Here is a 26,241-nt window from a genome sequence, read left to right as displayed (position 1 = left end):
TCCACCGTGTGGAGGAGGTGAGAGCGTGTCCGATCGTCTGACTGCCGTACGACGTGCGCTGGCGGACGCTCCCGCCGACCGCGTTGTGGAGTGCCTCGCCGAGATCGTGGACAAGGAGTACGCGGTCGGTGACCTCGATCTCCTCCTCGTCGACTACCGGCTCGCCGCCCTCCTCCCCCTGCTGGACGGCGCCCCGATCACCCGGCCCGGCGACCCCGCTTGGCGCTGCTTCGACCATCAGTCCGAGGTCAGCGCGGGCCACGTCACGTACCTCCCAGTGACCGCGCGCGGGGAACGGATGGGGGTGCTGCGCCATTCGCCCACGCCGGCGACGGCGGAGGACCGCGCCGAGCTCGCGGAGATCGCCACACTGCTCGCGCACGAACTGCAGGCTGCAGCGGCCGGCACCGACCGGTACGCGGTGGCCGCCCGCACCCGACGGCTCACCCTCGCCGCGGAGATGCAGTGGGAGCTGCTGCCGGGGCGGTGCCGGGTCGGGGCCTCGTTCAGCCTCGCCGGGCAGCTCGAGCCGGCGTACGCGGTCCGCGGCGACAGCTTCGACTGGGCCGAGTACGAGGGCCGGCTCTTCGTGACCGTGCTGAACGGCATGGGCGACGGCATGAACGCGGCGCTGCTGTCGTCGCTGGCCGTGTACGCCCTGCGCAACGCCCGCCGCGCCGGCCTGAGCCTGGCCGACCAGGCCGCGCTCGCCGACCAGGCGATCTTCTCCCAGCACCGGGGCGACGCGCACGTGGAGGCGCTCCTGCTGGAGCTGAACGTGGCGAGCGGCGAGCTCCAGATCGTCGACACGGGATCGCCGCGGATGATGATCCTGCGCGACGGCGACGTGCTCGATCAGCCGCTGGTGTCACAGTTCCCGCTGGGCATGTTCGAGTCGTCGGACTTCGAGACGCAGACCGTCCAGCTGCGCACCGGCGACCGCCTCTTCGTCGTCAGCGACGGCGTGTCCGAAGCCGTCGGAAACAGCGGGCGGTACGGCGAGGCGGCCCTGCACCGGTTCGTGCGGCGTACCGGGCCGATGGCACCCCTGCAGGCGGTGCGCTCCCTGCTCGGGGATCTCCGGGCCCACGTGAGCGCGGACCTCGAGGACGACGCGGTAGCGGTGTGCCTCGACTGGACCCGGCCCGGTCAATGAGAAAGCCGCTCCACCCCGCACGGGGTGGAGCGGCTTCCTGCTGAGGTCAGCGGGCGCCGGACCGCGAGGAGATCGCCTCGAGGAAGATGTCGGAGATCTTCGCGGGGTCGGGGGCGATGAAAACGCCACCGGCGCTGGTCGCGTTCGTGATCGCCTCGAGCTCGTTGGCGTCGACCTCGTCACCGATGCCGATGACCACCATGCGGACCGGGCGCTTCGGGTCGGCGAGCTTCTTCAGCTCGGAGATCAGCGTCGCCCGCGAGATGCCGTCCGGGTTGTCGTTCTTGCCGTCGGTGAAGAGCAGCACCGAGTTGACCATGCCGGGCTGCCAGCTGTCCTGCACCGACCGGTACGCCGCGAGCGCCGTGTCGTACAGGCCGGTGTCCCCGCCGTCCTTGGGCCGGATGGCGCCGATCGAGCCCTGGAGCTTCGCCCGGCCGGACGTCAGCGGAGTGATCGGCACGATCTCCTTGTACGGCTTCTTGCCCTCCATCTCGGTGGAGAAGAGCCAAATGCCGACCGCCCACTTGTCGTCGAACAGGGCCAGACCCTGGGACGCGGCTGCCCGCGTCACCGCGGCCCGGTCGATGCCGCCGGCCGTCGGAACCTTCGTCTTCATCGAGCCCGACACGTCGAACACGGCGAGCACCCGGCCCGGCAGCGTGATGGCCGCCCAGCCGCCCAGCGCCTGGTTGATCGAGCCGGCGTCGAGCCCCGCCGCGGCGGTGCCCTCGGTGCCGTTGGCGGCGGTGGTGGCCGCCGGGGTGGCCTGCGGCGCGCCCACCGGAGCGGCGAAACCGGCGCCCACGGTGCCGTCGGGGGCCCGGAGACCCACCTTGGCCAGCTCGTTCTTGAAGCTCGGCCGCTGCAGGGCCTCGCGCAGGCCGGTGGCGGCCGCCGACTTGGTCAGATCGACCTCGGGCATGACCGCGAACGGGTAGTCCAGCGACGGCGGCTGCGGGTCGAGGTAGAGCGCCGCCAGCGGCACGACCGGCTTCTCCGCGTTGAACTTGATCACGTCCTCCTCGGACAGCGGCGCCGCGCTGATGCCGCTGGCCAGGTCGGCCGGGTCCGTGGAGGTGGGGAACTTCTGGAGCAGGTCCTCCCGCAGGGACGAGCTTCCCGAGGCCAGCGCGCGCAGCGCACCGACCTGGGCGGCCTTCGCCTCCGGACCGCCACCCGCCGCACTGCCGAGAGCGAGCAGGCCGGCCAGGCCGGCGGCATCCCGGGTCGGGTCGACGATGCCGGTGCGCAGCGCGTTGCCGGTGGTGATCCGCTTGAGCAGGTCGTTCCAGCCCAGCTTGCGATACGGCCAGCCGACACTCTCGGCCACCGGCTTCGGCATGGCCACGACGACCGGGCTGGTGGCGACCGACTTGCCGTCGGTCGGCACGAAGCCGGAGGCCTCCGAGCGCAGGCGCATGAGCCAGGTGGTGGAGTCGGCGATCCAGACGTCCGGGGTGGCACCGCTCTTGCTGGCGGCACCGAGGCCGGTCAGCGCGACGCCGTGCTTGAGCGCGATGGTGGACGCCATGGTGGCCGGGTTGACCCCGGTGACACTCACGGCGACGCAGGTGCCGTTGACCTCGGCACCCGCTGTGGACCACTGCTGCGCGGCCTGCTCCACGGCAGGCGCGATCTCGGGCGCGGCGGCGACGTTGAGCTTGATCTGGCCTGAGCAACCGTTGTCGGCGAGACGCTGATAGCCAAGCCAGGACCCGGCGAGGACGACGACGATCGCCATCGCTGATGCGACGACGCCGGCTCCTCGGAGACTGAAGTTTCTGCGATGGCGGCCTGACACGCGCTCCATACTGCGCATCGCGAGACCCGAATGCCATATACGTTCGGACGAAAGTTACTCGGATTGGAAATTCCGCATATCCAAACTACCGAGCGTGACCACCTCGTCTCGATGCGTGGCTGGGACCGTGTCCGACTTGCGGTTTATCCGGCGAAGATCACGACACTCCGGCGGTGTCCGGCCGCTACCCCGCCATCCCTTGACCGGCTTTGTGCGCGGCCCATCGCAGGATGCAGGTCGGGCTGCCCTCCGGCACGGGGTCGCCCTGGACCTGCGGGAGGCCGGTGTCCGGGTCCAGCCGGAAGACGGTGACCGTGTGTGAACGTTCATTCGCTACGTAAAGGTGATCGCCCACCAGCGTAAGGTGCCGCGGCCACTCACCCTCCGTGGCGACCTCGGCGACGAGCGTGGCCCCCGAGGGCTCCCACGCGAAGACCGAGACGGTGTCCGGACCGCGGTTGGCGACGTACACGAATCGGCCGTCGCGGCCGGCGACGAGCTCGGAGGGCTGGTTGGGCCGCAGCGCGCTGGTGGCCTTGTCCCCGGCGCGCTCCAGCGCGCCGCTGCCGCCGGGACGGAACCAGCTCAGGTCACCCTTCAGCTCGCCGACCATCAGCACGGCGCCGTCCGTCGTCCGCAGCAGGTGCCGGGGCCCGGTGCCGGGCTCCGCCTCGATCGCGGCGCCCACCAGGGTGAGCCGGCCGGACACCGGGTCCAGCCGGGTGTGCCACACCCGGTCCGAGCCCAGGTCGGCGATCAGTACGTCCGGGCCGCTCGGATCGGGGGCGACCATGTGCGCGTGCGGGCCCTCCTGCCGGTCGGCCACCGGGCCCTTGCCGTCGAGATTCAGCAGGTCGGAGCGCCGGCCGGGCACGCCGTCGGCATCGAGCGGGTGCACCGCCACGTCGCCGCTGGCGTAGTTGGCGACCAGCAGGTGCCGGCCGTCGGCGGACACCGCGAGGTGACACGGCGCCGAGCCGCCGGTCGGCTGCACGGCCAGCGGGGACAGGGAGGCGTCGTCGGCGACCGCGAAGGCGCTCACCGTGCCGGTGCTCAGCTCGTTCACCGCGTACAGCACCGGGAGGACCGGGTGCCGGGCGAGGAACGACGGCGACGGCGTCCGGGCCACCACGCCGAGGCGGGTGAGCGAGCCGGTGGCGCCGTCCCGCCGCAGCAACGCGATGCCCTCACCTTCCCCCCCGGTCTCGCCGGTGTAGCAACCGAGGAAGAGGTACTCGCCGTTAGGGCCCATACCCCGATCTCACCACACCCGTACGGCGGTCGCGCGGAGGCGGAGCCCGGGTTCTACCTGGGGCAAACCGGCGTGTTTCGGCAGGTCAACATCAGCGCTAGCTGCGGGAACAGTTCGAGAAACAGTCAACTTAGACGGTTGATCGCCAAGTAAAACTGTTGCTTGACGAAGGAAAAGTGCCGCAGTTGCCCTGAATCAGGTCGGCGCCGTCTGCGCTTGAGCCGCCCTGCACAGTCAGGCACAACGTGCTATTACGGTTCATGAGTTGATAATAGTCGTACCCGCCAAGGCTACTCACCTTGAGGGGCCTCCACTGATCGTTGTAGGTGTCGGCGTTCCCGCATGTGTACTGAATCACCTTGGCGCCTTCGAGCTTGGAAGCGCCCTTCACATTCATGCACTTGCCGCTCTTCACATTGCGGAGGCGGTAGTTGATGCCATTGGGGAGCAGATCGAAGTACCACCGCTGGTGGGTGGTGTGCGTCCTGCACCCGTACATCTGGGTTTGAGCGCTGTTCGCGGTGGAAGCGCCTGCCACTTCAGCACAGCGGGTGGCATACGGATCCGTGGGAGCGCCGTCCATCTTCGCGTGGATAGACCATTGCGTGGCCGCCGCATTGGCCGGCCCGTTGCCCGCCACCACAACCACAACGGTCGCAGCTAGTACGGCTAGGACGACGGACAAGGAGCGTCTACCAACGGACGCCGCCTCACTCATTGAAAGCCTCTTGCGCAAGCTCATTACGCTCCGTTCGCCAGCGTGGGATCGCTCAGGGGAATCGCGGCCGAGGTATAGATCATGGTGAACCGCGGCCCGAGTAAGGTAGACCATGCCGCACAACTAAGAAAGACATTTGAACGTATTGACTCGCTGAACCCGTCATGCATGAGCGTGAAGCCGAGATCCCGGCCCTTCCGGCTCACGGCGAGGCGGCCTCCTCGACGGCGTCGGGAAGTGGCCGGTGCACTGGAATGTGGGACAGTGCTGCCGTACGGCTGCCGCTATGCTGCTGCCGGCTGCCGATTCACAGCTTTGCTGCTCCGAGGGGGTGTCGTGGAGGCCTACTCAGAGCCGGTCGACCCGTGGGCCGGCAGCGACGACATCGCCGCCGACGCCCCGCCGCCGACGTACGTCCAGCAGTACGTACCCCCGGACGTGACGGTCGCGACCCCGCCCCCGCCGCCGTCGTCCTGGGGACCGGCGCCTTTCCTGCCGGGCCCGCCGCAACGGTTCCCGGTCGGCGAGGTGATCTTCGCTGCGCTGCTGCCGATCATCGTCTGCTCGTTCGGCAGCTGGATCTACTTCGTGTACGCCGGCTTCCACCGCCGCGACAAGCGCCAGTTCCTCGTCGCCGCCGGCTACGCGTCGCTCTTCGGGGTGGCGTGCGTGTTCATGGCGATCGACCCGACCCCGGTGGAGAGCGAGAACCTCAGCGGCGCCGAGTGGATCGGCTTCTTCCTGTTCATGGCGAGCGCGGTGGCGTCGGCCGTGCACGGCGGGATCCTGGCGGCGCACCCGGGCGACACACCGTACGGCCGGACGCTACGCGAGCAGGCCCGGCAGTTCGCCGCCTTCGACCCGGCGCAGGCCCGGCGGCTCGGGGTCGGCCGCCCGGACCTGGTCCGCCCGTTCGACGACGGCGGGCTGGTCGACCTCAACCACGCGCCGGGCCACGAGCTCGCCAAGCTGCCCGGGATCACGCCCGAGGCGGCCCACCGGATCGTGCTCGGGCGGTTCGAGCGGGCGTACGCGCACCCCGAGGAGCTGCTGGTGCGCGGCCTGGTGACGGCGCAGACGATGCACCGGATCAGCTCACGCCTGCTCTGCATCCCGCCGCTTCACCAGCCCCGCTGAGCTGCGCCGGTCAGCGGGCTCCGGCCGCCGCCAGCTGCCGGCGGGCTACGTACTCGACCAGCTCGATGAGGACGTTGCGGGCGGCCAGCGGCTCCCGCGCGTCGAACTCCACCACCGGGACGCCCGGGTCGAGATCGAGCGCGCGGCTCACCGCTTCGGCGCCGAACCGGCGCTCGTCGAAGCAGTTCACGGCCACCACGAACGGGGTGCCGCGCTGCTCGAAGTAGTCGATGGAGGGAAAGCAGTCGGCGAGGCGCCGCGTGTCGGCGAGCACCACCGCGCCGAGCGCGCCCTGCGACAGCTCGTCCCAGAGGAACCAGAAACGGTCCTGGCCCGGCGTGCCGAACAGGTAGAGCTGGAGGTCCTCGGTGATGGTGATGCGACCGAAGTCCATCGTCACCGTGGTGGTCCGCTTCGTCTCGACCCCGGCGGTGTCGTCGGCACCCTCGGCGCCGGTCAGCACCTCCTCGGTCTGCAGCGGCCGGATCTCGCTGACCGAGCCGACCATGGTGGTCTTGCCCGCACCGAAGCCGCCGGCGATGAGGATCTTGAGCGCGACCGGGATGCGCGAGCGCGCGCCGTCACGGTCAGAGCGCACGGAGTCCATTGACAACCGCCTTGAGTACGTCGACGTCATGCGGCTGGGAGGCCGCGGGAGGCTCGTAGAGCGAGATGAGTCCGGCCGAGCGTAGATCACCCAGCAGGACCCGGACGACCCCGATGGAGAGGTCCAGTTTGGAGGCTAACTCCACGACCGACATCGGCTCCCACGCCGCGCCGACGATCGCGTGATGCTCCGGTTGCAGCGCGGGCGACGGTGCCGCGTCCGGCAAGGTCGCCACCACGAACGCGACCAGATCGAATTCGCCGCCGGCCGGTGCCACGCGGCCCTGCGTCATCGCGTACGGGCGCACGACCGGACCCGCGTCGTGGTCCAGCCAGTCGTGCGGCGCGCGCCTCGGGTCAGCGGGCATCGGACCCCGGGAGCCGCTCCGGCGCGTCCATCGTCTGGCCGACCCGGGTGACGAGCATGGCCATCTCGTACGCGACCAGCCCAAGATCCGCGTCGCTGCCCGCCACGACCGCGAGGCAGGCGCCCAGCCCGGCCGCGGTGACGAAGAGGAACGCGTCCTCCATCTCCACCACGGTCTGGCGCACGGGCCCCGCCCGGAAATGCCGGCTGGCGCCCTTGGCGAGGCTCTGGAATCCGGCGGCCATCGCCGACAGGTGCTCGGCGTCCTCCCGGCTCATCCCGGCCGACGCACCCAGCATGAGCCCGTCGGCGGAGAGCACCACCGCCTGCCGCGCCGACGGCACGCGCTCGACCAGCTCGTCGAGGAGCCAGGTGAGGTTGGCGCTCTGGTTCGTCGTCTGTGCCACTTATGCGTCCTTCTCCGGCCGGTGGATCTGGTGGTTCTCGTCGGGAGCGCCGTCCGTGGAGCCGTCGGGACCGGCCACGGTGCTCGGCACGGCCGGGATGGTGACGGTAGCCGCCTCGGACCACGTCGGCTGTGCAGCCGTCCGTTGTCCGTCAGTTCCGGCGAAGATTTCGTCACGGTCCCTGGCCACTTGTTCACTGCCGGCAGCGATGGGCTCACTCGCCGCCATGTCGGGGCCTCGCCCGGTGAGGGCGGCCGCCTCCCGGCGCCCCCGGGTCGTGCCCCGCTGAAGGGCGCTCATGAGACTGCGCACTTCCTCTGGAGAGCGCACCGTGGTGGCCTCCGCACGCTCGACGACCGGACCGCGGAGCTGGGGCGCCAGGCTGGCCTGCCGCACCCGCTTGGGCAGCAGAGCCTCGTCGGCCGTCGCCTCCAGCTCGGCGGCCGGTGCCGGCGGGACCAGCTCGGCGGCGCGGCGCTGCGCCGGGATGCGAGGTGGCGCGGCGGGTGGGTCCGAGGTGCCCGGCCCGGGCAGAAGCGCCGGTCCCTCACCGTGCAGCAGGCCGGGCGTGCCGAGGTCGTGACCGTTGTGGTGATCACTGCCGGACGGCCAGTCGACGTCCAGGCCGTCGTCGGTGACCCGCGGTATCGCCTCGGTGACGTCGCTCGCGCCGGCCAATCCGGCGGGCGACGTGAGGTTCGGCGGCAGCTGGGCCGGTGGGTCGGCCGGTCCGTCCTTGCGGCGGCGCCCGGTCCGGCGGCGCTGGACCAGGCCGTCGGCGGTCAGGCCCTCGACCACCGCGCTCGGGGTCGGCCCGGTCACCGGCGGCAGGGCGGCCGGCGCCTCGTCCGGGACGACCTCCTCGCCGGCTGTGTGCGTACCGTCGAGGGCGGTTGATCTGCCGTTGAGCGACGCGGAATCCGGGCCGGCCGGGCGGTCCCAGGAGTCGGCCGCCGGTGCCGGGCCCGCGGGCAGGGCGGGTGCTCCCGGGCCGGGCGGCGCCGCGGTGATCAGCTCTTCCGGGATGAGTACGACCGCGGTCACGCCCCCGTAGGCGCTGGGCCGCAGCGAGACCCGGATGCCCTGCCGGGCGGCGAGCTGGGCCACCACGAAGAGGCCGAGCCGCGCACTGTCCGCCGGGTCGAAGTCCGGCGGCTCGAGCAGCTTGCGGTTGGCCTCGGCGAGCGCGTCGGCGGACATGCCGAGACCGCGGTCCTCGATCTCCATGGCGTACCCGTTGGGCAGTTCCTGGCCGACCACCTGGACCCGGGTCTGCGGCGGCGAGAAGGACGCGGCGTTCTCCAGCAGCTCGGCCAGCAGGTGGATGACGTCGCCGACGGCCCGGCCCAGCACCGCCGAGGGCTCGACCGACACGATGTCGATCCGCTTGTAGTCCTCGACCTCGCTGATCGCGCCGCGCACCACGTCGATCAGCGACACGGGGTTGCGCCAGCCGCGGCCGGGCGCCGCGCCGGCGAGGATGACCAGGTCCTCGGCGTGCCGCCGCATGCGGGTGGCGAGGTGGTCGACGCGGTAGAGGTCCTCCAGCTCCTCCGGCTCGGTCTCGCGGCGTTCCATCTTGTCCAGCAGCGCCAGCTGGCGGTGGAGCAGCGTCTGGCTGCGCCGGGCGATGTTGAGGAAGACCTCGTTGATGCCGCGGCGGACGTCGGCCTCCTCGACGGCCGACTGCACCGCCGTCCGCTGGACCTCGTTGAACGCGTGGCCGAGCTGGCCGATCTCGTCGCGGCCGTACTCCAGGGGCGGGGTCTCGGCGTCGACGTCGACCGGCTCGCCGCGCTGCAGGCGCCGGACCACCGTGGGCAGCCGCTCCCCCGCCATCGCGAGCGCCTCGCGGCGCAGCCGGATCAGGCGGCCGACGATCGAGCGCCCGACCCGGACGGAGAAGATGACGGAGACGATCAGGGCGGCGAGTCCCAGCAGGCCGGCGACGCCGAGCCGGGCCAGGATGTCGACGGCGACCGGCCGCGCCTCGTCGGCCATCGAGTCGGTGGCGTTGATCTCGAAAGCGCGCAGCTGCTGGGCGGTCGTGTCGTACGCCGGCTGCCAGGCCTCGGCGGCGACCGGCGACGGCGCGCCCGCCTTGCTGTCGGACACGATCAGGTTCTCCAGCTCGCGGAGCCGGTTGAACGCGGCACCGTTGCTGAGCCGCTGGTACGCCGCCCTGTCGCGCTCGGGCAGGTCGTTGACGCCCTGGGAGAAGAGGAACCGGGAGGTGCCGATGGCCTGGAACAACTCCGCACGGGTCTCGGCGCTGAACCGCCCGGCGGCGTGCGCGGCGGCGATGAGGGCGTCCACCCGGCTGAGGTGTTCCTGGCCGCGCCCGACCGTGATGAGGGCACGGATCTCCCGGTCGACCCGCTCGTCGCCGAACGTGGCGGTGGCGGAGAACATCTGGAACCCGGTGTCCACGATGCCGTTGTAGAGGTTCTGGGCGCCGACGATGTCGATCTCACGCCGGTCGATGTAACCGCGGGCGGCGCCCAGGCCGTCCAGGTCGGTGAAAATCTGCTGGATGCGGGATTCCAGGGTGTCACCCGCGGCGCGGCGGGCCTCGGCGCTGCCGGCCGTACGCCGGAAGTCGGCCCCGGCCCGGTCGGTGGCGGCCCGCTGGGCGGTGAGGTCGGCCGGGGAGACCTTGGGGTCGGCGAGGAACACCACGGAGAGCCGCCGCTCGCGCTGGACCTCGCCCACCAGGACCTCGCCCGGCGTGCCCACCGTGTCCAGCAGCGTCTGCGCGGACAGCAGGCTGACCGCCGGGCCGGCGGTGATTGCCGTTGCGAAGGCCCAGAGCGCCAGCAGGGCCGTGAGGGGCACCGCCACCAGCGCAATGATCTTCGAACGGATCGACCAATTGCGGGTTCTCATCAGACTCCGCCCGAGGGATGTGCGGGACGGCACACGCGGCGGACGATGGTTGAGGGGTCAACAACCGTCTATGAGCTGCGTACGCCCTCGGCAGAATACGTAACCTGGGCGGTCCGAGCCAGTTCCGCTCCGTGCCGGATCGGTCGCTCTGTCAATCTCACGACAGTCCCATTTTCTAGAACGGGTCCAGTGGAGAGCCTGACCGCCTCGGAGGATTGATGACCCTGGTTGAGTGGGAATACCAGCGGGTGAAGAAGGAGGCGGCCCGATGTCCCCCACACTCGTGATCATTCTCATCGTCGTCGTGCTGCTGGTGATCGCCGCGATCGTGTTCGGCGTACGTGCCAGCCGCCGCAGGAAGTTGCAGAAGACCTTCGGACCCGAATACGACCGCGTCGTCGGTGACGCGGACAGCCGTACGGCGGGCGAGCGGGAGCTCGAGGAGCGCCAGAAGCGGCACGCCGAGCTGGAGCTCAAGCCGCTGTCGGCGGAGAACAAGGCCCGGTACTCGGTCGCGTGGGAAGAGGTGCAGATCCAGTTCGTGGACGCGCCGGAGCAGGCCGTGGCGACGGCCGACGAGCTGGTGACCCGGCTGATCGCCGAGCGCGGCTACCCCACCGGCGACTACGACGAGCAGCTCGCCACGCTCTCCGTCGAGCACGCTCGCACGCTCGAGCACTACCGCGACGCCCACGCGATCAGCGAGCGCAGCAGCAACGGCGAGGCCGACACCGAGGATCTCCGTCAGGCTCTGGTGCACTACCGCGCGCTCTTCGCCGACCTGCTCGGCGAGAATCCGGTACGGAGTGAGGGCGCCACCGCCCCCGGCACCGACCCCAAGGTCCCGTCCCAGAAGATCAACGACCACGACAGCGACGTCGCGGGCTCCCGTCCCGACGCCACGAGCCGCTGAGGAGTCCGACGATGCGTTTCTTCTCCAACGACGCCCGCGAGTCCACCGACGACCCGGCGCCCGACGACCGCCCGGAGCGGGTCCAGTCGGAGCCCGTGGCAGTGCCCGGCCAGCGTCCGCCGTCCCCCTGGTCCGACGCCCCGGGCGAGGAGGCGCGCGACACCGCGGACCGGGACCGCTCGGCGCAGGACGTCGACGACGACCCGGACCGCACCCAGTTCCACGAGCCCGGCCGGCAGCCGACCGCGTTCGGCGCGTCCACGGTGGGCGGCGCGGTCGCCGCCTCCGCGGTGGCGAACCCGGACAACGACCGGTGGGACACCAACGACCCCGACACGGACGGAGCCTCCGGGGTGGCCGACGACCGCAGCGTGGCGCCCGGCGACGGGGCGGTCGAGTCCCCCTCGCAGTCCAACACGACCACGTACGCGGGCACCGCCTCGCAGGAGGAGAGGGCCGAGGACTCGGTCGAGGACCCGGTCGACGTGGCCCTGGACGACCGTGGAAGCTTCGAGGACCCGCAGGTCAAGGATGCCGATGACCGGCCGGCCACCCCGACGTTCAAGGACGAGGGCGGCTCCGGGGAAACGCTGGAGGCCGCGCCCGAGGAGGCTCCCGCGCCCGTCGCAGCCGCGCCCGCCGCAGCCGCGCCCGCCGCGAGCCAGCCGGACACCCTGTTCGCCGCCGCCGACGCGCAGACCCTCCAGGATCGGTGGCGCGACGTGCAGCTCCGCTTCGTCGACAGCCCGAAGGAGGCCACGACCGAGGCCGCCGCCCTGGTCGAGGAGGCCGTCGAGAAGCTCACCGCCGGCCTGAGGTCGCGCAAGGAGGGCCTCGGCGCCGACAGTGACGACACCGAGACGCTGCGGGTGCAGCTCCGCGGCTACCGCGACATCCTCAACCGCATTCTCGGCCTCTAGCAGGCCGCCGGCCCTGGGAGACTGGGTGGGTGCGCGCCGCCCGCCTGGTCTCCCTGCTGCTTCTGCTGCAGACGCGTGGCCGGATGACCGCGCACGAGCTCGCCGACGAGCTCGAGGTCTCCGTCCGCACGGTCTATCGCGACGTCGAGTCGCTGGGCGCGGCCGGCGTGCCGGTCTACGCCGATCGCGGGCCGGCGGGCGGCTACCAGCTGCTCGACGGCTACCGCACCCGGCTGACCGGCCTCACCCGCGAGGAGGCCGGCTCGCTCTTCCTCGCCGGGGTGCCGGGCCCGGCCGCCGAGCTCGGCCTCGGGTCGGTGCTGGCCGCCGCGGAGCTCAAGCTGCGGGCGTCACTGCCGGGTGAGCTCGCCGACCGGGCGGATCGCGTACGGGAACGCTTCCACCTCGACGCCCCCGGCTGGTTCCGGGCGGACGAGCCCACCCCGCACCTCGCGACCGTGGCGGACGCGGTGTGGCGGGAGCGGCAGCTGGAGGTCCGTTACCGGCGGTGGAAGGCTCCGCGCGAGGTCACCCGTACGCTCTCGCCGCTGGGTGTGGTGCTCAAGGCCGGCCGCTGGTATCTGGTGGCGGCTGCCGGCGAGCGCGTCACCGCGTACCGGGTCGTCAACATCCTCGAGGCCGCAGTGGGCGAGGAGGCGGTCGTCCGGCCGCCGGGCTTCGACCTCGCCGGCTTCTGGCAGGAATGGACCGAACGGTACGAGCGCAGCGTCTACACCGGGGCAGCCACCGTACGGATGACCGCCGAGGCCCTCGACCGGATGGCGTTCGTCTTTCCGCCGGAGATGTCCCGGGTCGCCCGGGAATCCGCCTCGGCACCGGACGAGCGGGGTTGGCTGACCACGGTGGTGCCCATCGAGTCCATCCGGCACGGACACATCGAGCTGCTCAAACTCGGTGCGGACGCCGAGGTGCTGGCCCCGATCGAGCTGCGCGAACGCTTCGCGGCGACCGCCCGCGGCCTGGCGGCGACATATCTGGACGCGCACGCGGCAGGATCGGGGGCATGACGATGCCCGAGGATCTTCTCGCCCACAACCGGCAGCTGATCGCCCAGTTCCGGGCGGACGGCGGCGCCTCGATGAAGGACCGCCCGCTGCTGCTGCTCACCACACGGGGACGCAAGAGCGGCGAACAGCGGACGAGCCCGATGATGTACGTCGACGAGGACGGCCGCCTCCTCGTGATCGCCTCGAACGCCGGCGCGGCCGACCACCCGCAGTGGTACCGCAACCTGCAGGCCGACCCGTCCGTCACGGTGGAACTGCCGGGCCGCACGTTCCAGGCCCGCGCGGTCCCGCTGACCGGCGACGACTATGCGCAGGCCTGGGAGCGGATCGTCCGGCAGTACGCGTTCTTCGCCGAGCATCAGGCGAAGGCCGGCGCGCGCACGATCCCGGTCGTCGCGCTGGAGTCCTAGGCCTGCTTTCAGGCCTCGGCGACCTTTTCCGTGCCGGAGTCGCCGGACGGCGGGTCCGGCGGCAGCGGCTCCTCGGGGTCGTCCCCTGTCGGCGGGGTGGTCGGCTCGGTTGTGGACTCTGTCGGCGGGGTGCTGGGCTCCTGCGACTCGTCGTCCGCGGGCGGCGTGGTCTCCGTCGGCGGGGTGGTCGGCTCCGACTCCGACGGCGACGGCGAGACCGAGGAGGCCGACGGCGCCGGCTTCGGGCGGCTCCGCAGGGGCTGCGTCACGGCCTTGGGCTCGGTGCGGACGATCTCGGTCTGGTCGGGCGCGTCCCCGGCCCCGGATCCACCCTGGGGCTTGGTCGCGTCGTTGTGCTGCACGGTCACGGCGGGCGGTCGCTGCGGCGTCAGTGTCGCCTCACCGAATTGCGCGCCCAGCCACATCGCCGGTCCGAGGCCCACCGCGATGATGGCCCCGAAGAGCGCCATGGGTCCCCGTTCCATCAGCGCCCCTCCCCCCTGTCATGGCGATTTTCGCCGGTCCGCGTGGGCTCTCTCTACCCATTTCCGCGAACGGTAAGCGAACGGCGCCAGATCCCAGTGTGACGGTCGGTGACGACTGGGCGACTGCTCCGTCGGACATGCGACCATCCACTAGAGAACACGGTCCGGCAGGCGGATCGGTTCATCCCCCGAGGGTGACTATCGGGTACGGGACAGAAACGCAACGGCGTCACCGAGGGCGTTCCACCCGCCCGGAAGCTCGTCGGAGTCCAGCGCGCCCCGCACACTCAGCGTCCCGCCGTCCCGCAGCTCCAGATCCCAGCTCCGCCGCTTGACCTGTGTGGCTCTGGCCACATCCGCGTACGCGACGAAGCGCGTCTCCGGCGCGATGACCTGCCGGCGCGGCACGTCGGCGGAGGCGAACTCGGCCAGCCGCCGCTTCGCGGAGCCGTTCTGTGACCGCGGCAGCCCCGGGACCAGGACCAATCCCGTATCGACGATGAGCAGATCGGTCCGCGCGCCGTCGACCACCACGTTGACGACCCCGCCGACCACCTCGGCGCGCGGATGCGCACCCTGCGCCGCGGGCCCGGCCGAGACGTCGATACCCAGCTCGGCAAGCCGCTCCCGTGCGGTCGCCACGGTCGCCGGGTCGACGGCCAGCGCCGCCAGGCCGCCGAGATCCAGATGCGCGCCGTCCGGCGCGACCAGTTCGGCCGTACCGGTCCAGCTGTGCCGCCAGCGGGCCGCATCACTGCGCAGGGCGGCGACCGCCAGCAGCAGAGTGACGAGCTCGGCGACCCGCAGCGCGGTCTCGTCGGCGGGCAGGCCGGGGAAGACGGACTCGGCGAGCTTGCGCAGCCGCCCATCACCGGCGAGATCCAGGACGTCGGCCGCGGTGGCGACCGGGCTGCCGGCGACCCGGCTCAGGGTGGTCAGGGCGGCGCCGGCCTCGCGCTCGACCTCGACGGTACGCGCGGCGCCGAAGAAGTCGTCCCAACCGGCCGCGGTCCGGCCCTGCGGGGGAAAGGCCACCGCCTGCAGCGCACGGCCCAGCCCCGGAAGGTCGGGCACCAGCTCGGCCGCCTCTTCCCCTTCGCCTCCCTCGTCTCCTCCGGCCGCGGTCAGAGCGGCCAGGCGTTCGCTACGAGGCGGATGGGTGTCCCACGTGGACGGCAGCGCCGGATCCCGGGCACGCAGCACGGCGACGTCCTCCGCCCGGGCCGCGAGAACCCGCAGGAAGCCGCCGAAGATGTCGTCCGGGACGTGACCGGCCTGCCACCCCGGCCCGAGATACTCGGCATGGAAGATCCGCACCAACCCATCCAGAACCGGCAGATCGCGCAACACGGCGGAAGCGGCGGCGGTCCCCGCATACCCGGCGGCGATCCGATCGGCGCGCAACTCCTGCTCGGTGCTGAACGGCGCATCGACCCGGCGATAGAACCGGGCATACGCCCGCAGCAGCGGACCCGCCGGATTACGCCGCGGAATGCGCGGAACCACCCGTCCGACCGCCACCCGGCCCCGGTACGCCATCGGCGCGAGCCGGCCCGCGGCGGGCGAGAAATGCCCGAGCTCGTGCGCCACCACAGCCTTCAGTGGCGCGACGTCCCACGCCTGGAGCAGCGGCAGGCCCAGGTACAGATCACGACGGCCCCCGGCGAGCCCCAGCAGACGCGTGTGCTCGATGACCCGGGCGGCCGCGTCGGCCACGATCGTCACCCGGTCCGGCGCGCGCGTCCCGGCGGCCGCCGCGGCCCCGTCGACCAGCGCCCAGAGGCCCGGCGCGTCCGCCCGCCCCACGGGGATCCCGACCGGTTCCGGCCGGCGGGTGTGCAGGGCCTGCCAGGTCGCGTACCCCATGACGCCGACTGTGGCGATGCACACCGGCAGCCCGACCCGCAGGGCGGCGGCGCCGGGCAGCATGGAGAGCACCAGCAGCACCGGCACGACGACGAGCGCCAGCTGCAGCGCCGCAACCGCCAGAAACCCGGCCAGCGCGGCGACCGAGGCCCACACCCTGTTCTGCACCCGGCAAGCCTAGGGCCGGCCCCGGCCGGCACCATCGCCGCCATCCCGCCGTTCAGTTGGGCCAGACCGCCCGTCGCCGCGATTGACGTGCGAAAACGTCGCCGAGGAGCGGACGGAGATTTAAGCGTCGTTTTAATTGCGGCCGTTTCGCAAACCGGCCGGGCGATCGGGGGGTTCGAGCTGATCCCGCAGGGCGGCGGCGGCCCGCGGACGGGCCACCGCCGCCGGCTGGTGGTGCCGTAGGCGTCAGTCCACCCAGGGGATCTCGGGCGACGGGTGGAAGGCGACGCCCTGTTCCCGCCACCGGGGCGCGAACGCGGCCAGCCGGCCGCGGAAGGACTCCCAGTCCCGGCCGGCGCGCGGCGACCAGCCGATCTCGGCGATCGCGGGCAGCCGGGGGAACGTCATCGTCTGCACGTCGGCCAGGCTGCGCAGGGTCTCCGACCACAGCGGCGCCTCGACGCCGAGCACGGATTCCTCGCCGACGCCGGGGAGCCGCTCGGCCGGGTCCCAGCCGTACGCCTTCTCGACGCCGACGGTGCCCGCCCAGTCCAGCCCGAGCCGGCTCTCGGCGGTGTACTTCATGTCCAGGTACGTCCGGTCGGCCGGCGACATGAGCACCTTGCTGCCGTTCGCCGCGGCTCGCGCAGTACCGTCGTCGCTGGCCTCGATGCGCCAGAACTGCGGCACCGCCGCGGCGGGCAGGTCCACCGCGGCCATCTCGTGCCAGCCGACCGGGCGCTTGCCGTACGCGGTGACCAGGGGCAGCACCCGCTCGATGAAGGCGCGGTAGTCCTCGGCGGTGGTGGCTTGCGCCTCGTCGCCGCCGATGTGCAGGTACGGCCCCGGGGTCAGCTCGGCCACCTCGCGCAGGACGTCGCCGACGAACGCGTACGTCTCCTCCTTGCCGGCGACGAACGAGCTGTAGCCGACCTCGACGTCCGTGCGCTGCGGCGGGGCGACCCCGTCGGCGGTGAGCTCCGGGTACGCCACCTGGGCCGCGTTCACGTGCCCGGGCATGTCGATCTCCGGCACGATGGTCACGAAGCGGGCGGCCGCGTACGCGACGATCTCCGCGTAGTCGGCCTTGGTGTAGAAGCCGGGCCCGGTGCCGTCGACGCCGGTGCCGTCGCCGCCGCTGATCGCGGTGAGCTTGGGCCAGCTGTCGATCTCGATGCGCCAGCCCTGGTCGTCGGTTAGGTGCAGGTGCAAGTGATTGATCTTGAACTGGACCAGGCTGTCGACGTAGGACTTGACCTCGTCGACGGTGAAGAAGTGGCGCGCCACGTCCAGCATCGCGCCGCGGTAGCCGAAGCGGGGCCGGTCGGCGATGGTACCGCCGGGCAGCCGCCAGGTCGCTTGCCGCGGCGCGGTCGCGAAGACCTCCGCGGGCAGCAGCTGGCGCAGCGTCTGCACGCCGTGGAACAGCCCGGCAGGTGCGCCACCGGTCAGCGTCACGCCGGCGGCGGCGATCTCGAGCCGGTACTCCTCGTCGCCCAGCGCCCCGTCCAGCCGCAGCACGATCGCGGCCGGCCCGTCGCCCACCGGCAGGCCGAAGCCCGTGGCCGGGCGCAGGACGTCGGCGAGGTACGCCGCCACCTGCTCCGTGCCGGATGCGGCGCTGATCGCCGTACCGTCGTCGATCGTGAAATGTGCGGCCGCGTCGGGCCGCACTTCGGCCGGCGCCGGAATCACATCGCCCAGTTCTCTAGTCACCACTACGCCCTTCTCGTAGAGGCCGGTCTTCGGCCCGCCGGAAACTTTAAACCCTCTTTCCAGTTTCGGGGCGGGTCGATGAAGCTCGTCACGCCGCCGTTATCGTGGCGGCATGGCGATCTCCACCCGTCGCGCCACCCCGGCGGACGCCCCGGCCCTGCACGACCTCGCGGCACGCACCTTCGGCCTGGCCACCCCGCCGGGCACGCTGCAGGCAGACATCGACGCTTTCATCGCGCGGCATCTCTCGCAGTCCGGTTTCGAGCAGTACCTCGCCGATCCGGACCGGATTCTGCTGCTCACCGAGGAGGAGGACGGCAAGCCCATCGGGTACGCGATGCTGGTCGGCGGCCCGATCCAGGACCCGGAACTGGCCGCCACCGTGGCCACCGCCGCCCCGGACAGCATCGAGCTCAGCAAGTTCTACGTGGCACCGGACAGCCACGGCTCCGGCGCGGCCGCGGCGCTGATGAGCGAGACGCTGGCGGCGGCCGCGGCGACCGGCGCGACGGTCTGCTGGCTGGGCGTCAACCAGCGCAACGCACGCGCGGCGAAGTTCTACGCCAAACACGGCTTCGAGATCATCGGTACGAAGAAATTCCTGGTCGGCGACGTCTGGCACGACGACCACGTCCGGGCACGCCGGCTCTGACTCACCCGCCCGGCGCCCGGAACCAGGCGGAGTCGCCGGGCCGCATCGCGCACTCGATGCGCCGCCGGGTCAGCTCGGCGACGGGTGGCAGGACAGCCGGGTGGAACCAGCCGACGGCCAGCGACTCGTCGTCGTTGACCCGGGCCTCACCGCCGACGACGCGGCACCGGAAGGTGACGCACCACCGTCTCGGCCGGCTGCTCCCCCGGGTCCATGACCCCGGCGATCAACGACCAGGAGCCGTCGTCGCTGCGCTGCCCGAGCAGGATCCGGCCGTCGTCGTCGAACACCACGGCGGTGACCCCCGGCAGGAGCAGCAGTCGCGGTCCGACCACATCACGCAGGCTCTTCAGGTACGGCGAAATCGGCATACCGGACAAGATAGGTGCTCTGTCCGCGCCTCTCGCGCACAGCTCGCCGAGGGCGCGCGCCCATACATTCAGCCATGCAAGTACATGGCTGCATGTCAATCACACTGAACGGGCGATCCTGATCGGGTGACACCGGCGTTGACGGGCACCGAGCCGATCCGAAGACTCCGAGTACCCAGCGGCGAAAGGGCCGTCATGCACGAGCAACCCCCGTACCTGTTCGATCCCGGCGACGAGAATTTCAGGGTCACCGCGGACGCGGACGGGGCGGTGATCGACGTGGCCGTCCGCGGCACCTGGAAGGCGTCGCTGCACGGCGCCGCCTCCCGCACGCTGCGCATGTGCCTCGCCGAGAGCCCGGCCGGAATCGTCGTCGACCTGACCGCGGTCGAGGACCCCCAGGCGATCAGCGTCCCGACCTGGCTGGGCGCGGCCCGCGCCACGGCGGCCGCCACACCCGCCGCCGGACTCGCGCTGTGCCTGCCGCCGGGCGCATCCCTCGCCGCCCAGCTCGGCCGGGCCGGCACACTGCCGATCCACGCGACCGCGGCCGAGGCCCGAGCGGCCATGGCAGAACACCGGGCGCAGGACGTCGTCCGGATGTCGCTGCCCCCGTCGCCGATGTCCCCGAGCCGGGCGCGCGACCTCGTCGGCAGCGTCTGCCAGGAGTGGGAACTGCCCACGCTGCTGCACCCCGCCCGGGCGGTCATGTCCGAACTGGTCACCAACGCCGTGGAACACGCCCGAACCCAGATCGACATAGCCGTCTCCCGGCGCGGGGCGGCCCTGCACCTCGCCGTACGCGACCGGGACCAGATGCTCCCCCGAGTGCTCGACCTCCCACCGGTCCGCAACGGCCACCCCCTCGACGAACGCGGCCGCGGCCTCCGCGTGGTGCACGCCGACTCAACCGCCTGGGGCGCCCTACCAACAGCGGGCGGCAAAATGGTCTGGGCGACCGTCCGCGACCGCGCCGGCCGACCACGCCAATGGTGAGGCTGGTTCAGGTGCCCAGCCGGGCGCGGTCCTCCATCAGCGCGAAGCCCAGCAGATTGAGGCCGCACCACCGGGCCGGGTCGGCTGCCCGCTCGTCGGTCGCCGCCAGGCCGATCCCCCACACCCGATCCGTCGGGCTCGCCTCGACGAGGACGTGCTTTCCGGTCCCGGCGAGGAAGTCACGCAGCTCGGCATGCTGACCGAACTTGGCGACGCTCGCGTCGACGACGATCCCGTAGCGCCGCGCGACCCAGGTCTCGTCGTCGAAACCGCGGACCCCTCGGCCCATCATCTTCGCCTCCCGCGGGTGCCTCGCGGCGACGATCCGCCCGGCCGCCTCCCCGTCGCCGAAGAGCAGCGCCTTGCGCCACATCATGTAGTGCTCGGCAGTGGCGAAGCGCACGCCGTCGACGGTGAAGGCGGACGGCCACCACTGGCTGAGGCAGCCGGTGCCGATACTGCCGTCATGCTGGGGACGGTGTCCCCAGAAGAACACGTACTTGATCCTCTCACCGGAGCGGCGCAGGGCAAGCAGGTCGTCCACCGTGCGAGGCATGTCGTTCACGCCCGGCAGTATGCCCGCCCCCTCCGACACCTCCTGCCGAATTATCGGACTCGACCTTGTTTCGGCTCCGACAGAGCGGCTTGGAGAAGTTCGTTGATCAGATGAAGATCATCCAGTTCCGTGTCGCGGCCTTCCGGGATGCTTCGGATCCGGCGAAGCGACCGCTCGCAGCGATCGTGAAACCACAACCGGGCATGGCGTGCGGCATCGCCTCGGATCTGAGGATCGGCGCTCGCGAGCTGAACACGTAGGACTGCTCCGACCACGGGGTCGAGGCACAGACGGACGATGTCCAGTAGATCAGTTCCCTCTTTCCGGGACCCCCTGTTCATGATCGACTGCAGCTTCATGGCGATGATCGGTCCGGGCTCCGCCACAGCGACCATGAGATCCGGACTGCCGGTGGCTCGTATCGCCACCGGCGTCGCACTCGCGGCCGCCCACGCATGGGACAGCACGTGCAGGCGGTCCGTTGGATCGTCCGGCAGAGGGGCCAAATCTGCGTCCGTCACCTCAAGTACGTCCACCTGCACAGGACCTGCGACGGTGGGCACAAGAACGCCTGAAACGCCGCTTCGTTCAGCACCACTCGAGATCAGCAATTCCAGTTGTGCGGGCTCGCCCTCGTGCCGTCGATTTACCGTGTCCAGGTCACTGGTAGCTCGGTATGGTCGCGTCAACCGGCAGACGACGGCCAGACCGCCAACCACAATGACCTCACGACCTGTCCGTTCAGCGATGGCCGGGATTGCGAGAGCAAGCGCCGACATTGAAGTGCCGACGAGATCGACAACAGTCGGCGAGTCGTCACCAGACACGTTGCCCGACTCCTGGCGGAGGGGTCCACCCGTCCAAGACTTCACGGCCGCGGTCCGGATCTCGTGCCAGGTCGAGGGCCACGAAGAGCGGCTCGGCCAGCGGCCATGCCTGACCGGGCAGGTTCACGCGGCGAGCACACACCAGTGCAAATGGTGCGACCCGGATCGTGGCCGCACGAGTCTCGTGGCTGGACGCCGGGCCAAGCAGGTGAAGCGCTCGTCTCATCACTGCCTGATCTGGAACGTAGAAGTCGGGTGGGTGATCCGACCGAGCAGTGACGGCGGCCCCGTAGGCAGCAGCCGCCATCGTCTCCGTGAGCGCCCAACCGGTCGTGCCGACGTCGTCCAAGCCCAGCCGAAGCACATCGTTCACGACCCTCGCCTCCCCCGTCACAGCCGGCGAGGGACAGCTTCCGAGGTCCGTGGAGTCCGGGGTCCAACGTTGGGCGAGCTCCCAGAACAGGTGAGGAATGGTCGGCCTGCGCTGATCGTCGACAAGGGCGGCGGATCGCATGGTGGTGAGAGCCTGCGACACAGAGCTCGGTGCTCGATCGAGCATCCTTGCGATCTCTCGTACGGACGCGGGTCGTGCCGGGTCGAGCAGGAGGAAGGCTGCAACCTCCTGGCCTACGCGCCCGGCGAGGGGAAGCCCTGGCGCAGAGGCCGGCTTGAGCCGGGGAACGTCTACGTCTACGAAGAGCTCCGCGCTGACCAGGTGAAGGTGACCACGAAGATCGAGCCAGCTCCACCCGGCCTCGCGCAGTAGTTGACGGGCGGCTTCGGTCACGCGGTCGGCGACAAGGACCGACACGGGCGAATCCCGTGAGTCGGCATCGCGCCGGGCAAGCTGACGTCCTACGGTTTCGGCTGACGCGAGCGAAATTCGCTTCACCCGGGTCAGGGTCCGGCCACCCGCAGGGCTGATCAGCACAAGGTCGACTCCGCTGTCGGAGCATTCAGGCTCGGCGCCAAGACCTACCGCGGTAGCGGCCTCACGCAGCTCCTCAATACCCTGCGCCCCCCACACCGAACTCATGGTTCAAGGCTACACCGTTCGGTGTTCGGTCACTACCGAACACCGAACACTTGATGCGAACTTGGCTATCGGACGCGGACGCCGCGGAGGATGACGGCGAGGGGGTGGTCCAGCTGGGCCAGGTCCGTACGGGGGTCCGCCGCGTAGACCACCGCATCGGCAGGCGCGCCCGGCTCGAGCCCCGGCATGCCCAGATAGGCCCGGGCCGACCACGAGGCAGCCGCCAGCGCGTCATGGGTGCTGACCCCCGCGGCAGCCAGGGCGCGCACCTCGGCGGCGATCGTGCCGTGCGGCCGGGAGTCGGTTCCGGCCAGCAGCGTCACCCCGGCCTCCGCGGCGGCCGCGGTCAGGGACGGGTGCGCCGCCACGCCGTCCAGGTACCACCGCTTCGCCGGATAGTCCTCCCGGGCGCTGACGATCGGTACGCCGGCCTGCATGACCGCCAGGGTCGGGGTCAGCGCGGTGCCCTGGGCCGCCATCCGGTGCAGGAGGGCGGGGTCCAGCCACATGCCGTGCTCGAGGGAGTCGACGCCTGCCTCGACCGCCGCCGCGCCGCCGCTTCGCTGTTGGGAGTGGACCGCGACCCGGCCGCCGACCGCGTGCACCCGGGCGACGATCTCGCGCAGGACCGCCACCGGTACGTGGTCGTCGGCGTCCCGCCAGTCGGCGATGATCTTCGCCCAGCCGCTCCGGGCGGCCTGGGCGGCGGCGAGGTCCGGCAGGCCGTCCGGGTCGGCTCGGCGGCCCCAGCCGTCGAAGAACTCGCCGTGCCGGGCGATCCACGGGCCGGCGTGCACGGCGCGCGGTACGTCCGGGTCGTGACCGAACCACGGCGGCGGGTCGCCGGGCAGGCCGGGTGACCGGATCAGCGTGACTCCACTGTCGACGTGGCGGTGCAGGTCGTCGCGGAGGATCTTCTCGTCCATCGGGTCGGCGATCTGCTCGGCGCCGGGGTGGGTGTGCGCGTCGACCAGTCCGGGCAGCAGCCAGCCCTCGATCAGGTCGGCGCCGGCTACGGGGTCCGGTGTCCAGCGGTCGCCGTCGGCGTAGAGGTCGACCTGCTCGCCGCTCGGCAGGGCGCGGCCGCGTACCCGGATGACAGTCATCGCCGCAGCGTAGGCCACCACTGTGGACGCATCCACAGAAAACTGTCAGAGGGTGGGGCTAGGTTTCTCAGTGCGGATCGGCGCCACGGGGGCGCCGATCCGCGGCACCCCTCAGCAGGGTGTCCGCGGCCTGCCGGGCGCGCTCGTGCAGTTCCGGAGGAGACTCGATGGTGAAGTCCGCGTCGAGCACGCCGAGGATCATCACCGGCCAGCCCAGGTCGTCGACGCTCATCCGGATCCGGCACGTGTCGTCGGTGACGGCCTCCACCGAGGCCCAGTGCCCGACCTGCTGCCGCACCGCCGCGGCGGGCAGTGCCAGCACCACCGAGACGTCGTGCCGGCTGGGCACGGCGGCGAGTCGTTGCCGCATCCAGGCGACCGGATCGCCGCCGGGGATGTCGCGGGGCCGGAAGCGGGCGCCGGTCAGGGACGGGTTCGTGAGGCGGTCGACCCGGAAGCTGCGCCAGTCCGCGCGGTCGAGGTCCCAGGCGATCAGATACCACCGGCGGCCGAGGGCGACGAGGCGGTGCGGCTCGACGTGCCGGCCGGCGCTCTCACCGTCACGCGGGACGTATTCGAAGCGCAGCCGTTCCTCGCCCCGGCAGGCCAGGGCGATCGTGGTCAGCGCGGCCGGGTCCAGCACCGGGCCGCCGCCGAGGACGCCCGGGGCGGTCACCGCCTGCAGCGCGTCGATGCGGCGGCGCAGGCGGGGCGGGAGCAGCTGGATGACCTTGGCGAGGGCGCGTACCGATGTCTCCTCGAAGCCCGCGACGGCGCCGGCGGCCGCGGTCCGCAGCCCGACCGCGATGGCGACCGCCTCGTCATCGTCGAGCAGCAGGGGCGGCACCGCCGCGCCGGCCTGCAGCTGGTATCCCCCGGCGACTCCCCGCGCGGCGTCCACCGGATAGCCCAGGTCACGCAGCCGGTCCACGTCGCGGCGCAGCGTGCGGAGGCTGACCTCGAGCCGCTCGGCGAGCTCGGATCCCGGCCAGTAGCGGTGGGTCTGCAGGAGGGAGAGGAGCCGGAGCATCCGGGCGCTCGTGTTCGCCATGGGACGAGCGTCCCACCCTTTGCGGTCAGGAAGTGGCCGGTATCGGGCGGACGGTGAGCGCGGCGGGCGGGGAGTGCGGCGGGTGCGGGCACCCGCCGGATAACGTCGGGGGCCGTTGATCGTCGAGGACGGGAGGGCACGGCGGATGTTCGGCTGGCGGCGACGGCGGGAGCCGTACCTCATCCCCCGTACGCTCGGCCGGTTCATCGAGGGCTTGAGCCGCCCGGAACACACCGTTCCGCAGCCCCGGCGGCGCAATCCTGGTGCCGTCGTCGACTGCGCCGTCTACCACGGCGGCAAGCGGCGGCCGGGGCTGTCGCACTACGCCGACGCCGTCCAGGCCGCCCAGCGGCAGCGCGACGCCTTCGTCTGGCTCGGCCTGCACGAGCCGGACGAGAGCACGATGGCCTCCATCGCCGCGGTGTTCGGGCTGCACGAGCTGACCGCGGTCCAGGCCGCCGCGGCCGGTCACCGCCCGGCCGCCGAGACGATCGGTGACGTGACCCGGCTGGTGCTGCGGACCGCTCGCTACGTGGAGCACGAGGAGCTGACCGCCACCTCCGAGGTGGTGGACACCGGGGACGTCACGGTACTGATCGGGCCGCAGTTCGTCATCACGATCCGGCACGGGGCGGCCGGCGCGCTCAAGCCCGTACGGGAGGAGTTGGAAGCGCGACCGGCGCAACTGACGGCCGGTCCGTGGGCGGTCGCGTACGCGGTCTGTGACCGGATGGTCGATCTGTACCTGGAGGTCGCCGGGCACGTCGAGCGGGACCTGGAGGCGCTGGAGGCCGTCGCCTTCGCGGCGGACAAGGCGCCCGACATCGCCCACGTCTACCAACTGAAGCGCGAGATGGTGGAGTTCAAGCGGGCCGTGCTGCCCCTGCAGGAGCCGTTGCAGCGTCTGCTGGACCGTGGGGTGGTGCCCGACGCGCTCTATCCGTACCTTGTGGACGTACGGGGTCGCCTGGGGCGGGCGGTGGACCGGGTCGCGGGGTTCGATGATCTGCTGAACTCGATCCTCCAGGCCCGACTGGCCCAGGTCTCCGTCGACCAGAACAATGACATGCGCAAGATCGCGTCCTGGGCGGCCATCGCGGCTGTGCAGACCGCCATCGCCGGCATCTACGGCATGAACTTCAAGGTCATGCCGGGGCTGGACTGGAAGTACGGCTATCCCGCCGTCCTGCTGCTGATGGCGGTCGCATCGGTGGTGCTGTACCGCAGGCTGAAGAGGGTGGGCTGGTTGTGACGATCGCGGAGCCGGAAGCGCGCTGGGCCGAGCTCGGCCGGCAGGCGTGCATCACGCTGGCGCCGCTCTTCTCCGCCGTCGAGCACATCGGCAGCACCGCCGTACCGGGGATGCCCGCCAAGCCGGTCATCGACCTGATGGCCGCGCTGGACGACCTCGACGAGGTCAACGATGGCGCTCTGGAGTCTCTCGGTTACCGGATCCAGCCGGCGGACATGCCGCGGCGGCTCGTCTACCGGCGTGAGGACTACGACAGCACGGCGTACCACCTGCACGTCGTGACCATGGACACATGGGCGACGCGCAACGAGCGTCTGCTGCGCGATTATCTGCTCGCCCACCCGGAGGCGCGCGAGCGCTACGCGGCCCTCAAGCGGGAGCTGATGGACCGGCATGGGCCGGGCGAGGCGTATACGCGCGGTAAGACCGCGCTCATCCAGGAGCTGACCGATGCCGCCCGGACCGGGCGCGGACTGCCGCCGATTCCGGTCTGGGAGGAATAGTCACGAACCACACCCGTCACAAACCTCGTCCGTTCGGTCCCGGGCCCCTCCG

26 protein-coding genes are annotated in these 26,241 nt (G+C 71.5%); 10 read left to right on the top strand and 16 right to left on the bottom strand.

Going from position 1 to position 26,241, the window contains the following annotated elements; genetic code table 11:
- The first annotated feature begins 25 nt into the window (after positions 1–25).
- Complete coding sequence (locus AB0368_RS31745; protein WP_366157698.1) at positions 26–1,156, top strand: PP2C family protein-serine/threonine phosphatase; 1,131 nt, start codon at positions 26–28, stop codon at positions 1,154–1,156.
- A gap of 46 nt (positions 1,157–1,202) precedes the next feature.
- On the opposite strand, the gene AB0368_RS31740 is transcribed toward AB0368_RS31745, so the two are convergent.
- The 3 genes from AB0368_RS31740 to AB0368_RS31730 all read right to left on the bottom strand — a co-directional run bounded on the left by AB0368_RS31740 (position 1,203) and on the right by AB0368_RS31730 (position 4,855).
- Complete coding sequence (locus tag AB0368_RS31740; protein ID WP_366157697.1) at positions 1,203–2,900, bottom strand: substrate-binding domain-containing protein; 1,698 nt, start codon at positions 2,898–2,900, stop codon at positions 1,203–1,205.
- Positions 2,901–3,144: 244 nt separating this feature from the next.
- Positions 3,145–4,212, bottom strand: a complete 1,068-nt coding sequence (locus AB0368_RS31735) for a lactonase family protein (protein ID WP_366157696.1) — start codon at positions 4,210–4,212, stop codon at positions 3,145–3,147.
- A 130-nt stretch (positions 4,213–4,342) separates the two neighbouring features.
- A complete protein-coding gene (locus AB0368_RS31730; protein WP_366157695.1) occupies positions 4,343–4,855 on the bottom strand; it encodes an RICIN domain-containing protein in 513 nt (170 codons plus the stop codon).
- A 411-nt stretch (positions 4,856–5,266) separates the two neighbouring features.
- On the opposite strand from AB0368_RS31730, the gene AB0368_RS31725 reads away from it, so the two are divergent.
- Complete coding sequence (locus tag AB0368_RS31725) at positions 5,267–6,067, top strand: hypothetical protein (protein ID WP_366157694.1); 801 nt, start codon at positions 5,267–5,269, stop codon at positions 6,065–6,067.
- 10 nt (positions 6,068–6,077) lie between these two features.
- Here AB0368_RS31725 and AB0368_RS31720 read toward each other — a convergent pair whose 3' ends face one another.
- From AB0368_RS31720 to AB0368_RS31705, 4 genes are read right to left on the bottom strand one after another with little or no spacing between them, the layout of a single operon-like run.
- Positions 6,078–6,674, bottom strand: a complete 597-nt coding sequence (locus tag AB0368_RS31720) for an ATP/GTP-binding protein (RefSeq protein WP_366157693.1) — start codon at positions 6,672–6,674, stop codon at positions 6,078–6,080.
- Positions 6,655–7,041, bottom strand: a complete 387-nt coding sequence (locus AB0368_RS31715; RefSeq protein WP_366157692.1) for a DUF742 domain-containing protein — start codon at positions 7,039–7,041, stop codon at positions 6,655–6,657. Before AB0368_RS31715 ends, AB0368_RS31720 begins: the two co-directional genes overlap by 20 nt.
- Entirely contained in the window at positions 7,031–7,447 is a 417-nt protein-coding gene (locus tag AB0368_RS31710; RefSeq protein WP_366157691.1) for a roadblock/LC7 domain-containing protein, read from the bottom strand. Before AB0368_RS31710 ends, AB0368_RS31715 begins: the two co-directional genes overlap by 11 nt.
- Positions 7,448–10,333 carry a nitrate- and nitrite sensing domain-containing protein gene (locus AB0368_RS31705; protein ID WP_366157690.1) on the bottom strand — a complete coding sequence of 962 codons (2,886 nt, stop codon included), beginning with the start codon at positions 10,331–10,333 and terminating at the stop codon, positions 7,448–7,450.
- Positions 10,334–10,601: 268 nt separating this feature from the next.
- Here AB0368_RS31705 and AB0368_RS31700 point away from each other — a divergent pair, with 268 nt between their 5' ends.
- From AB0368_RS31700 to AB0368_RS31685, 4 genes are read left to right on the top strand one after another with little or no spacing between them, the layout of a single operon-like run.
- Positions 10,602–11,246 carry a hypothetical protein gene (locus AB0368_RS31700; RefSeq protein ID WP_366157689.1) on the top strand — a complete coding sequence of 215 codons (645 nt, stop codon included), beginning with the start codon at positions 10,602–10,604 and terminating at the stop codon, positions 11,244–11,246.
- Positions 11,247–11,257: 11 nt separating this feature from the next.
- Positions 11,258–12,166, top strand: a complete 909-nt coding sequence (locus AB0368_RS31695; protein WP_366157688.1) for a hypothetical protein — start codon at positions 11,258–11,260, stop codon at positions 12,164–12,166.
- A gap of 29 nt (positions 12,167–12,195) precedes the next feature.
- On the top strand, positions 12,196–13,194 hold the full coding sequence (locus tag AB0368_RS31690) for a YafY family protein (protein WP_366157687.1): 999 nt from the start codon (positions 12,196–12,198) through the stop codon (positions 13,192–13,194).
- Positions 13,191–13,604: a nitroreductase/quinone reductase family protein gene (locus AB0368_RS31685; protein WP_366157686.1), complete on the top strand. Its 414-nt coding sequence runs from the start codon at positions 13,191–13,193 to the stop codon at positions 13,602–13,604. The genes AB0368_RS31690 and AB0368_RS31685 overlap by 4 nt, the downstream gene beginning before the upstream one ends.
- Before the next feature lie 8 nt (positions 13,605–13,612).
- Here the strand turns inward: AB0368_RS31685 and AB0368_RS31680 are convergent, their stop codons facing one another.
- The 3 genes from AB0368_RS31680 to AB0368_RS31670 all read right to left on the bottom strand — a co-directional run bounded on the left by AB0368_RS31680 (position 13,613) and on the right by AB0368_RS31670 (position 17,839).
- A complete protein-coding gene (locus AB0368_RS31680; protein ID WP_366157685.1) occupies positions 13,613–14,089 on the bottom strand; it encodes a hypothetical protein in 477 nt (158 codons plus the stop codon).
- A 198-nt stretch (positions 14,090–14,287) separates the two neighbouring features.
- Complete coding sequence (locus AB0368_RS31675) at positions 14,288–16,123, bottom strand: M48 family metallopeptidase (RefSeq protein WP_366157684.1); 1,836 nt, start codon at positions 16,121–16,123, stop codon at positions 14,288–14,290.
- A gap of 246 nt (positions 16,124–16,369) precedes the next feature.
- Entirely contained in the window at positions 16,370–17,839 is a 1,470-nt protein-coding gene (locus AB0368_RS31670; RefSeq protein WP_366157683.1) for a beta-N-acetylhexosaminidase, read from the bottom strand.
- Positions 17,840–17,951: 112 nt separating this feature from the next.
- Between AB0368_RS31670 and AB0368_RS31665 the strand changes: the two genes are divergently transcribed.
- Positions 17,952–18,491 (top strand): GNAT family N-acetyltransferase, encoded by a 540-nt coding sequence (locus tag AB0368_RS31665; RefSeq protein ID WP_366157682.1) that lies wholly within the window; start codon positions 17,952–17,954, stop codon positions 18,489–18,491.
- A 146-nt stretch (positions 18,492–18,637) separates the two neighbouring features.
- Here the strand turns inward: AB0368_RS31665 and AB0368_RS31660 are convergent, their stop codons facing one another.
- The gene (locus AB0368_RS31660) at positions 18,638–18,862 is read right to left on the bottom strand and encodes an NUDIX domain-containing protein (protein ID WP_366157681.1); all 225 of its coding nucleotides are present in this window, start codon (positions 18,860–18,862) and stop codon (positions 18,638–18,640) included.
- Positions 18,863–19,057: 195 nt separating this feature from the next.
- Between AB0368_RS31660 and AB0368_RS31655 the strand changes: the two genes are divergently transcribed.
- The gene (locus AB0368_RS31655; protein ID WP_366157680.1) at positions 19,058–19,858 is read left to right on the top strand and encodes an ATP-binding protein; all 801 of its coding nucleotides are present in this window, start codon (positions 19,058–19,060) and stop codon (positions 19,856–19,858) included.
- 7 nt (positions 19,859–19,865) lie between these two features.
- Here AB0368_RS31655 and AB0368_RS31650 read toward each other — a convergent pair whose 3' ends face one another.
- The 5 genes from AB0368_RS31650 to AB0368_RS31630 all read right to left on the bottom strand — a co-directional run bounded on the left by AB0368_RS31650 (position 19,866) and on the right by AB0368_RS31630 (position 24,434).
- Complete coding sequence (locus AB0368_RS31650) at positions 19,866–20,414, bottom strand: NADAR family protein (RefSeq protein WP_366157793.1); 549 nt, start codon at positions 20,412–20,414, stop codon at positions 19,866–19,868.
- 50 nt (positions 20,415–20,464) lie between these two features.
- A complete protein-coding gene (locus tag AB0368_RS31645) occupies positions 20,465–21,241 on the bottom strand; it encodes a hypothetical protein (RefSeq protein ID WP_366157679.1) in 777 nt (258 codons plus the stop codon).
- Positions 21,231–22,277, bottom strand: coding sequence for a hypothetical protein (locus AB0368_RS31640; RefSeq protein WP_366157678.1), 1,047 nt, complete (start codon positions 22,275–22,277; stop codon positions 21,231–21,233). Before AB0368_RS31640 ends, AB0368_RS31645 begins: the two co-directional genes overlap by 11 nt.
- Before the next feature lie 65 nt (positions 22,278–22,342).
- A complete protein-coding gene (locus tag AB0368_RS31635) occupies positions 22,343–23,383 on the bottom strand; it encodes an amidohydrolase family protein (RefSeq protein WP_366157677.1) in 1,041 nt (346 codons plus the stop codon).
- A gap of 67 nt (positions 23,384–23,450) precedes the next feature.
- The gene (locus AB0368_RS31630; protein ID WP_366157676.1) at positions 23,451–24,434 is read right to left on the bottom strand and encodes a YafY family protein; all 984 of its coding nucleotides are present in this window, start codon (positions 24,432–24,434) and stop codon (positions 23,451–23,453) included.
- A gap of 115 nt (positions 24,435–24,549) precedes the next feature.
- Here AB0368_RS31630 and AB0368_RS31625 point away from each other — a divergent pair, with 115 nt between their 5' ends.
- A complete protein-coding gene (locus tag AB0368_RS31625; protein ID WP_366157675.1) occupies positions 24,550–25,686 on the top strand; it encodes a magnesium and cobalt transport protein CorA in 1,137 nt (378 codons plus the stop codon).
- The gene (locus AB0368_RS31620) at positions 25,683–26,189 is read left to right on the top strand and encodes a GrpB family protein (RefSeq protein ID WP_366157674.1); all 507 of its coding nucleotides are present in this window, start codon (positions 25,683–25,685) and stop codon (positions 26,187–26,189) included. Before AB0368_RS31625 ends, AB0368_RS31620 begins: the two co-directional genes overlap by 4 nt.
- Positions 26,190–26,241: the final 52 nt, after the last annotated feature.

Origin of the sequence: Actinoplanes sp. NPDC051475 (assembly GCF_040689425.1) — a bacterium.
In the GTDB taxonomy this organism is placed as follows: domain Bacteria; phylum Actinomycetota; class Actinomycetes; order Mycobacteriales; family Micromonosporaceae; genus Actinoplanes.
Note: the sequence above shows the minus strand (reverse complement) of the source record. Positions and strands in the feature narration are given on the sequence as shown.

Bases quoted from the DNA above. Each gene is read 5' to 3' on its own strand.
- AB0368_RS31740 (WP_366157697.1), bottom strand. From the start codon at position 2,900: ATGGCGATCGTCGTCGTCCTCGCCGGGTCCTGGCTTGGCTATCAGCGT.
- AB0368_RS31735 (WP_366157696.1), bottom strand. From the start codon at position 4,212: ATGGGCCCTAACGGCGAGTACCTCTTCCTCGGTTGCTACACCGGCGAG.
- AB0368_RS31720 (WP_366157693.1), bottom strand. From the start codon at position 6,674: ATGGACTCCGTGCGCTCTGACCGTGACGGCGCGCGCTCGCGCATCCCG.
- AB0368_RS31715 (WP_366157692.1), bottom strand. From the start codon at position 7,041: ATGCCCGCTGACCCGAGGCGCGCGCCGCACGACTGGCTGGACCACGAC.
- AB0368_RS31705 (WP_366157690.1), bottom strand. From the start codon at position 10,333: ATGAGAACCCGCAATTGGTCGATCCGTTCGAAGATCATTGCGCTGGTG.
- AB0368_RS31700 (WP_366157689.1), top strand. From the start codon at position 10,602: ATGTCCCCCACACTCGTGATCATTCTCATCGTCGTCGTGCTGCTGGTG.
- AB0368_RS31695 (WP_366157688.1), top strand. From the start codon at position 11,258: ATGCGTTTCTTCTCCAACGACGCCCGCGAGTCCACCGACGACCCGGCG.
- AB0368_RS31685 (WP_366157686.1), top strand. From the start codon at position 13,191: ATGACGATGCCCGAGGATCTTCTCGCCCACAACCGGCAGCTGATCGCC.
- AB0368_RS31680 (WP_366157685.1), bottom strand. From the start codon at position 14,089: ATGGAACGGGGACCCATGGCGCTCTTCGGGGCCATCATCGCGGTGGGC.
- AB0368_RS31665 (WP_366157682.1), top strand. From the start codon at position 17,952: ATGGCGATCTCCACCCGTCGCGCCACCCCGGCGGACGCCCCGGCCCTG.
- AB0368_RS31660 (WP_366157681.1), bottom strand. From the start codon at position 18,862: ATGCCGATTTCGCCGTACCTGAAGAGCCTGCGTGATGTGGTCGGACCG.
- AB0368_RS31655 (WP_366157680.1), top strand. From the start codon at position 19,058: ATGCACGAGCAACCCCCGTACCTGTTCGATCCCGGCGACGAGAATTTC.
- AB0368_RS31650 (WP_366157793.1), bottom strand. From the start codon at position 20,414: ATGCCTCGCACGGTGGACGACCTGCTTGCCCTGCGCCGCTCCGGTGAG.
- AB0368_RS31640 (WP_366157678.1), bottom strand. From the start codon at position 22,277: ATGAGTTCGGTGTGGGGGGCGCAGGGTATTGAGGAGCTGCGTGAGGCC.
- AB0368_RS31635 (WP_366157677.1), bottom strand. From the start codon at position 23,383: ATGACTGTCATCCGGGTACGCGGCCGCGCCCTGCCGAGCGGCGAGCAG.
- AB0368_RS31630 (WP_366157676.1), bottom strand. From the start codon at position 24,434: ATGGCGAACACGAGCGCCCGGATGCTCCGGCTCCTCTCCCTCCTGCAG.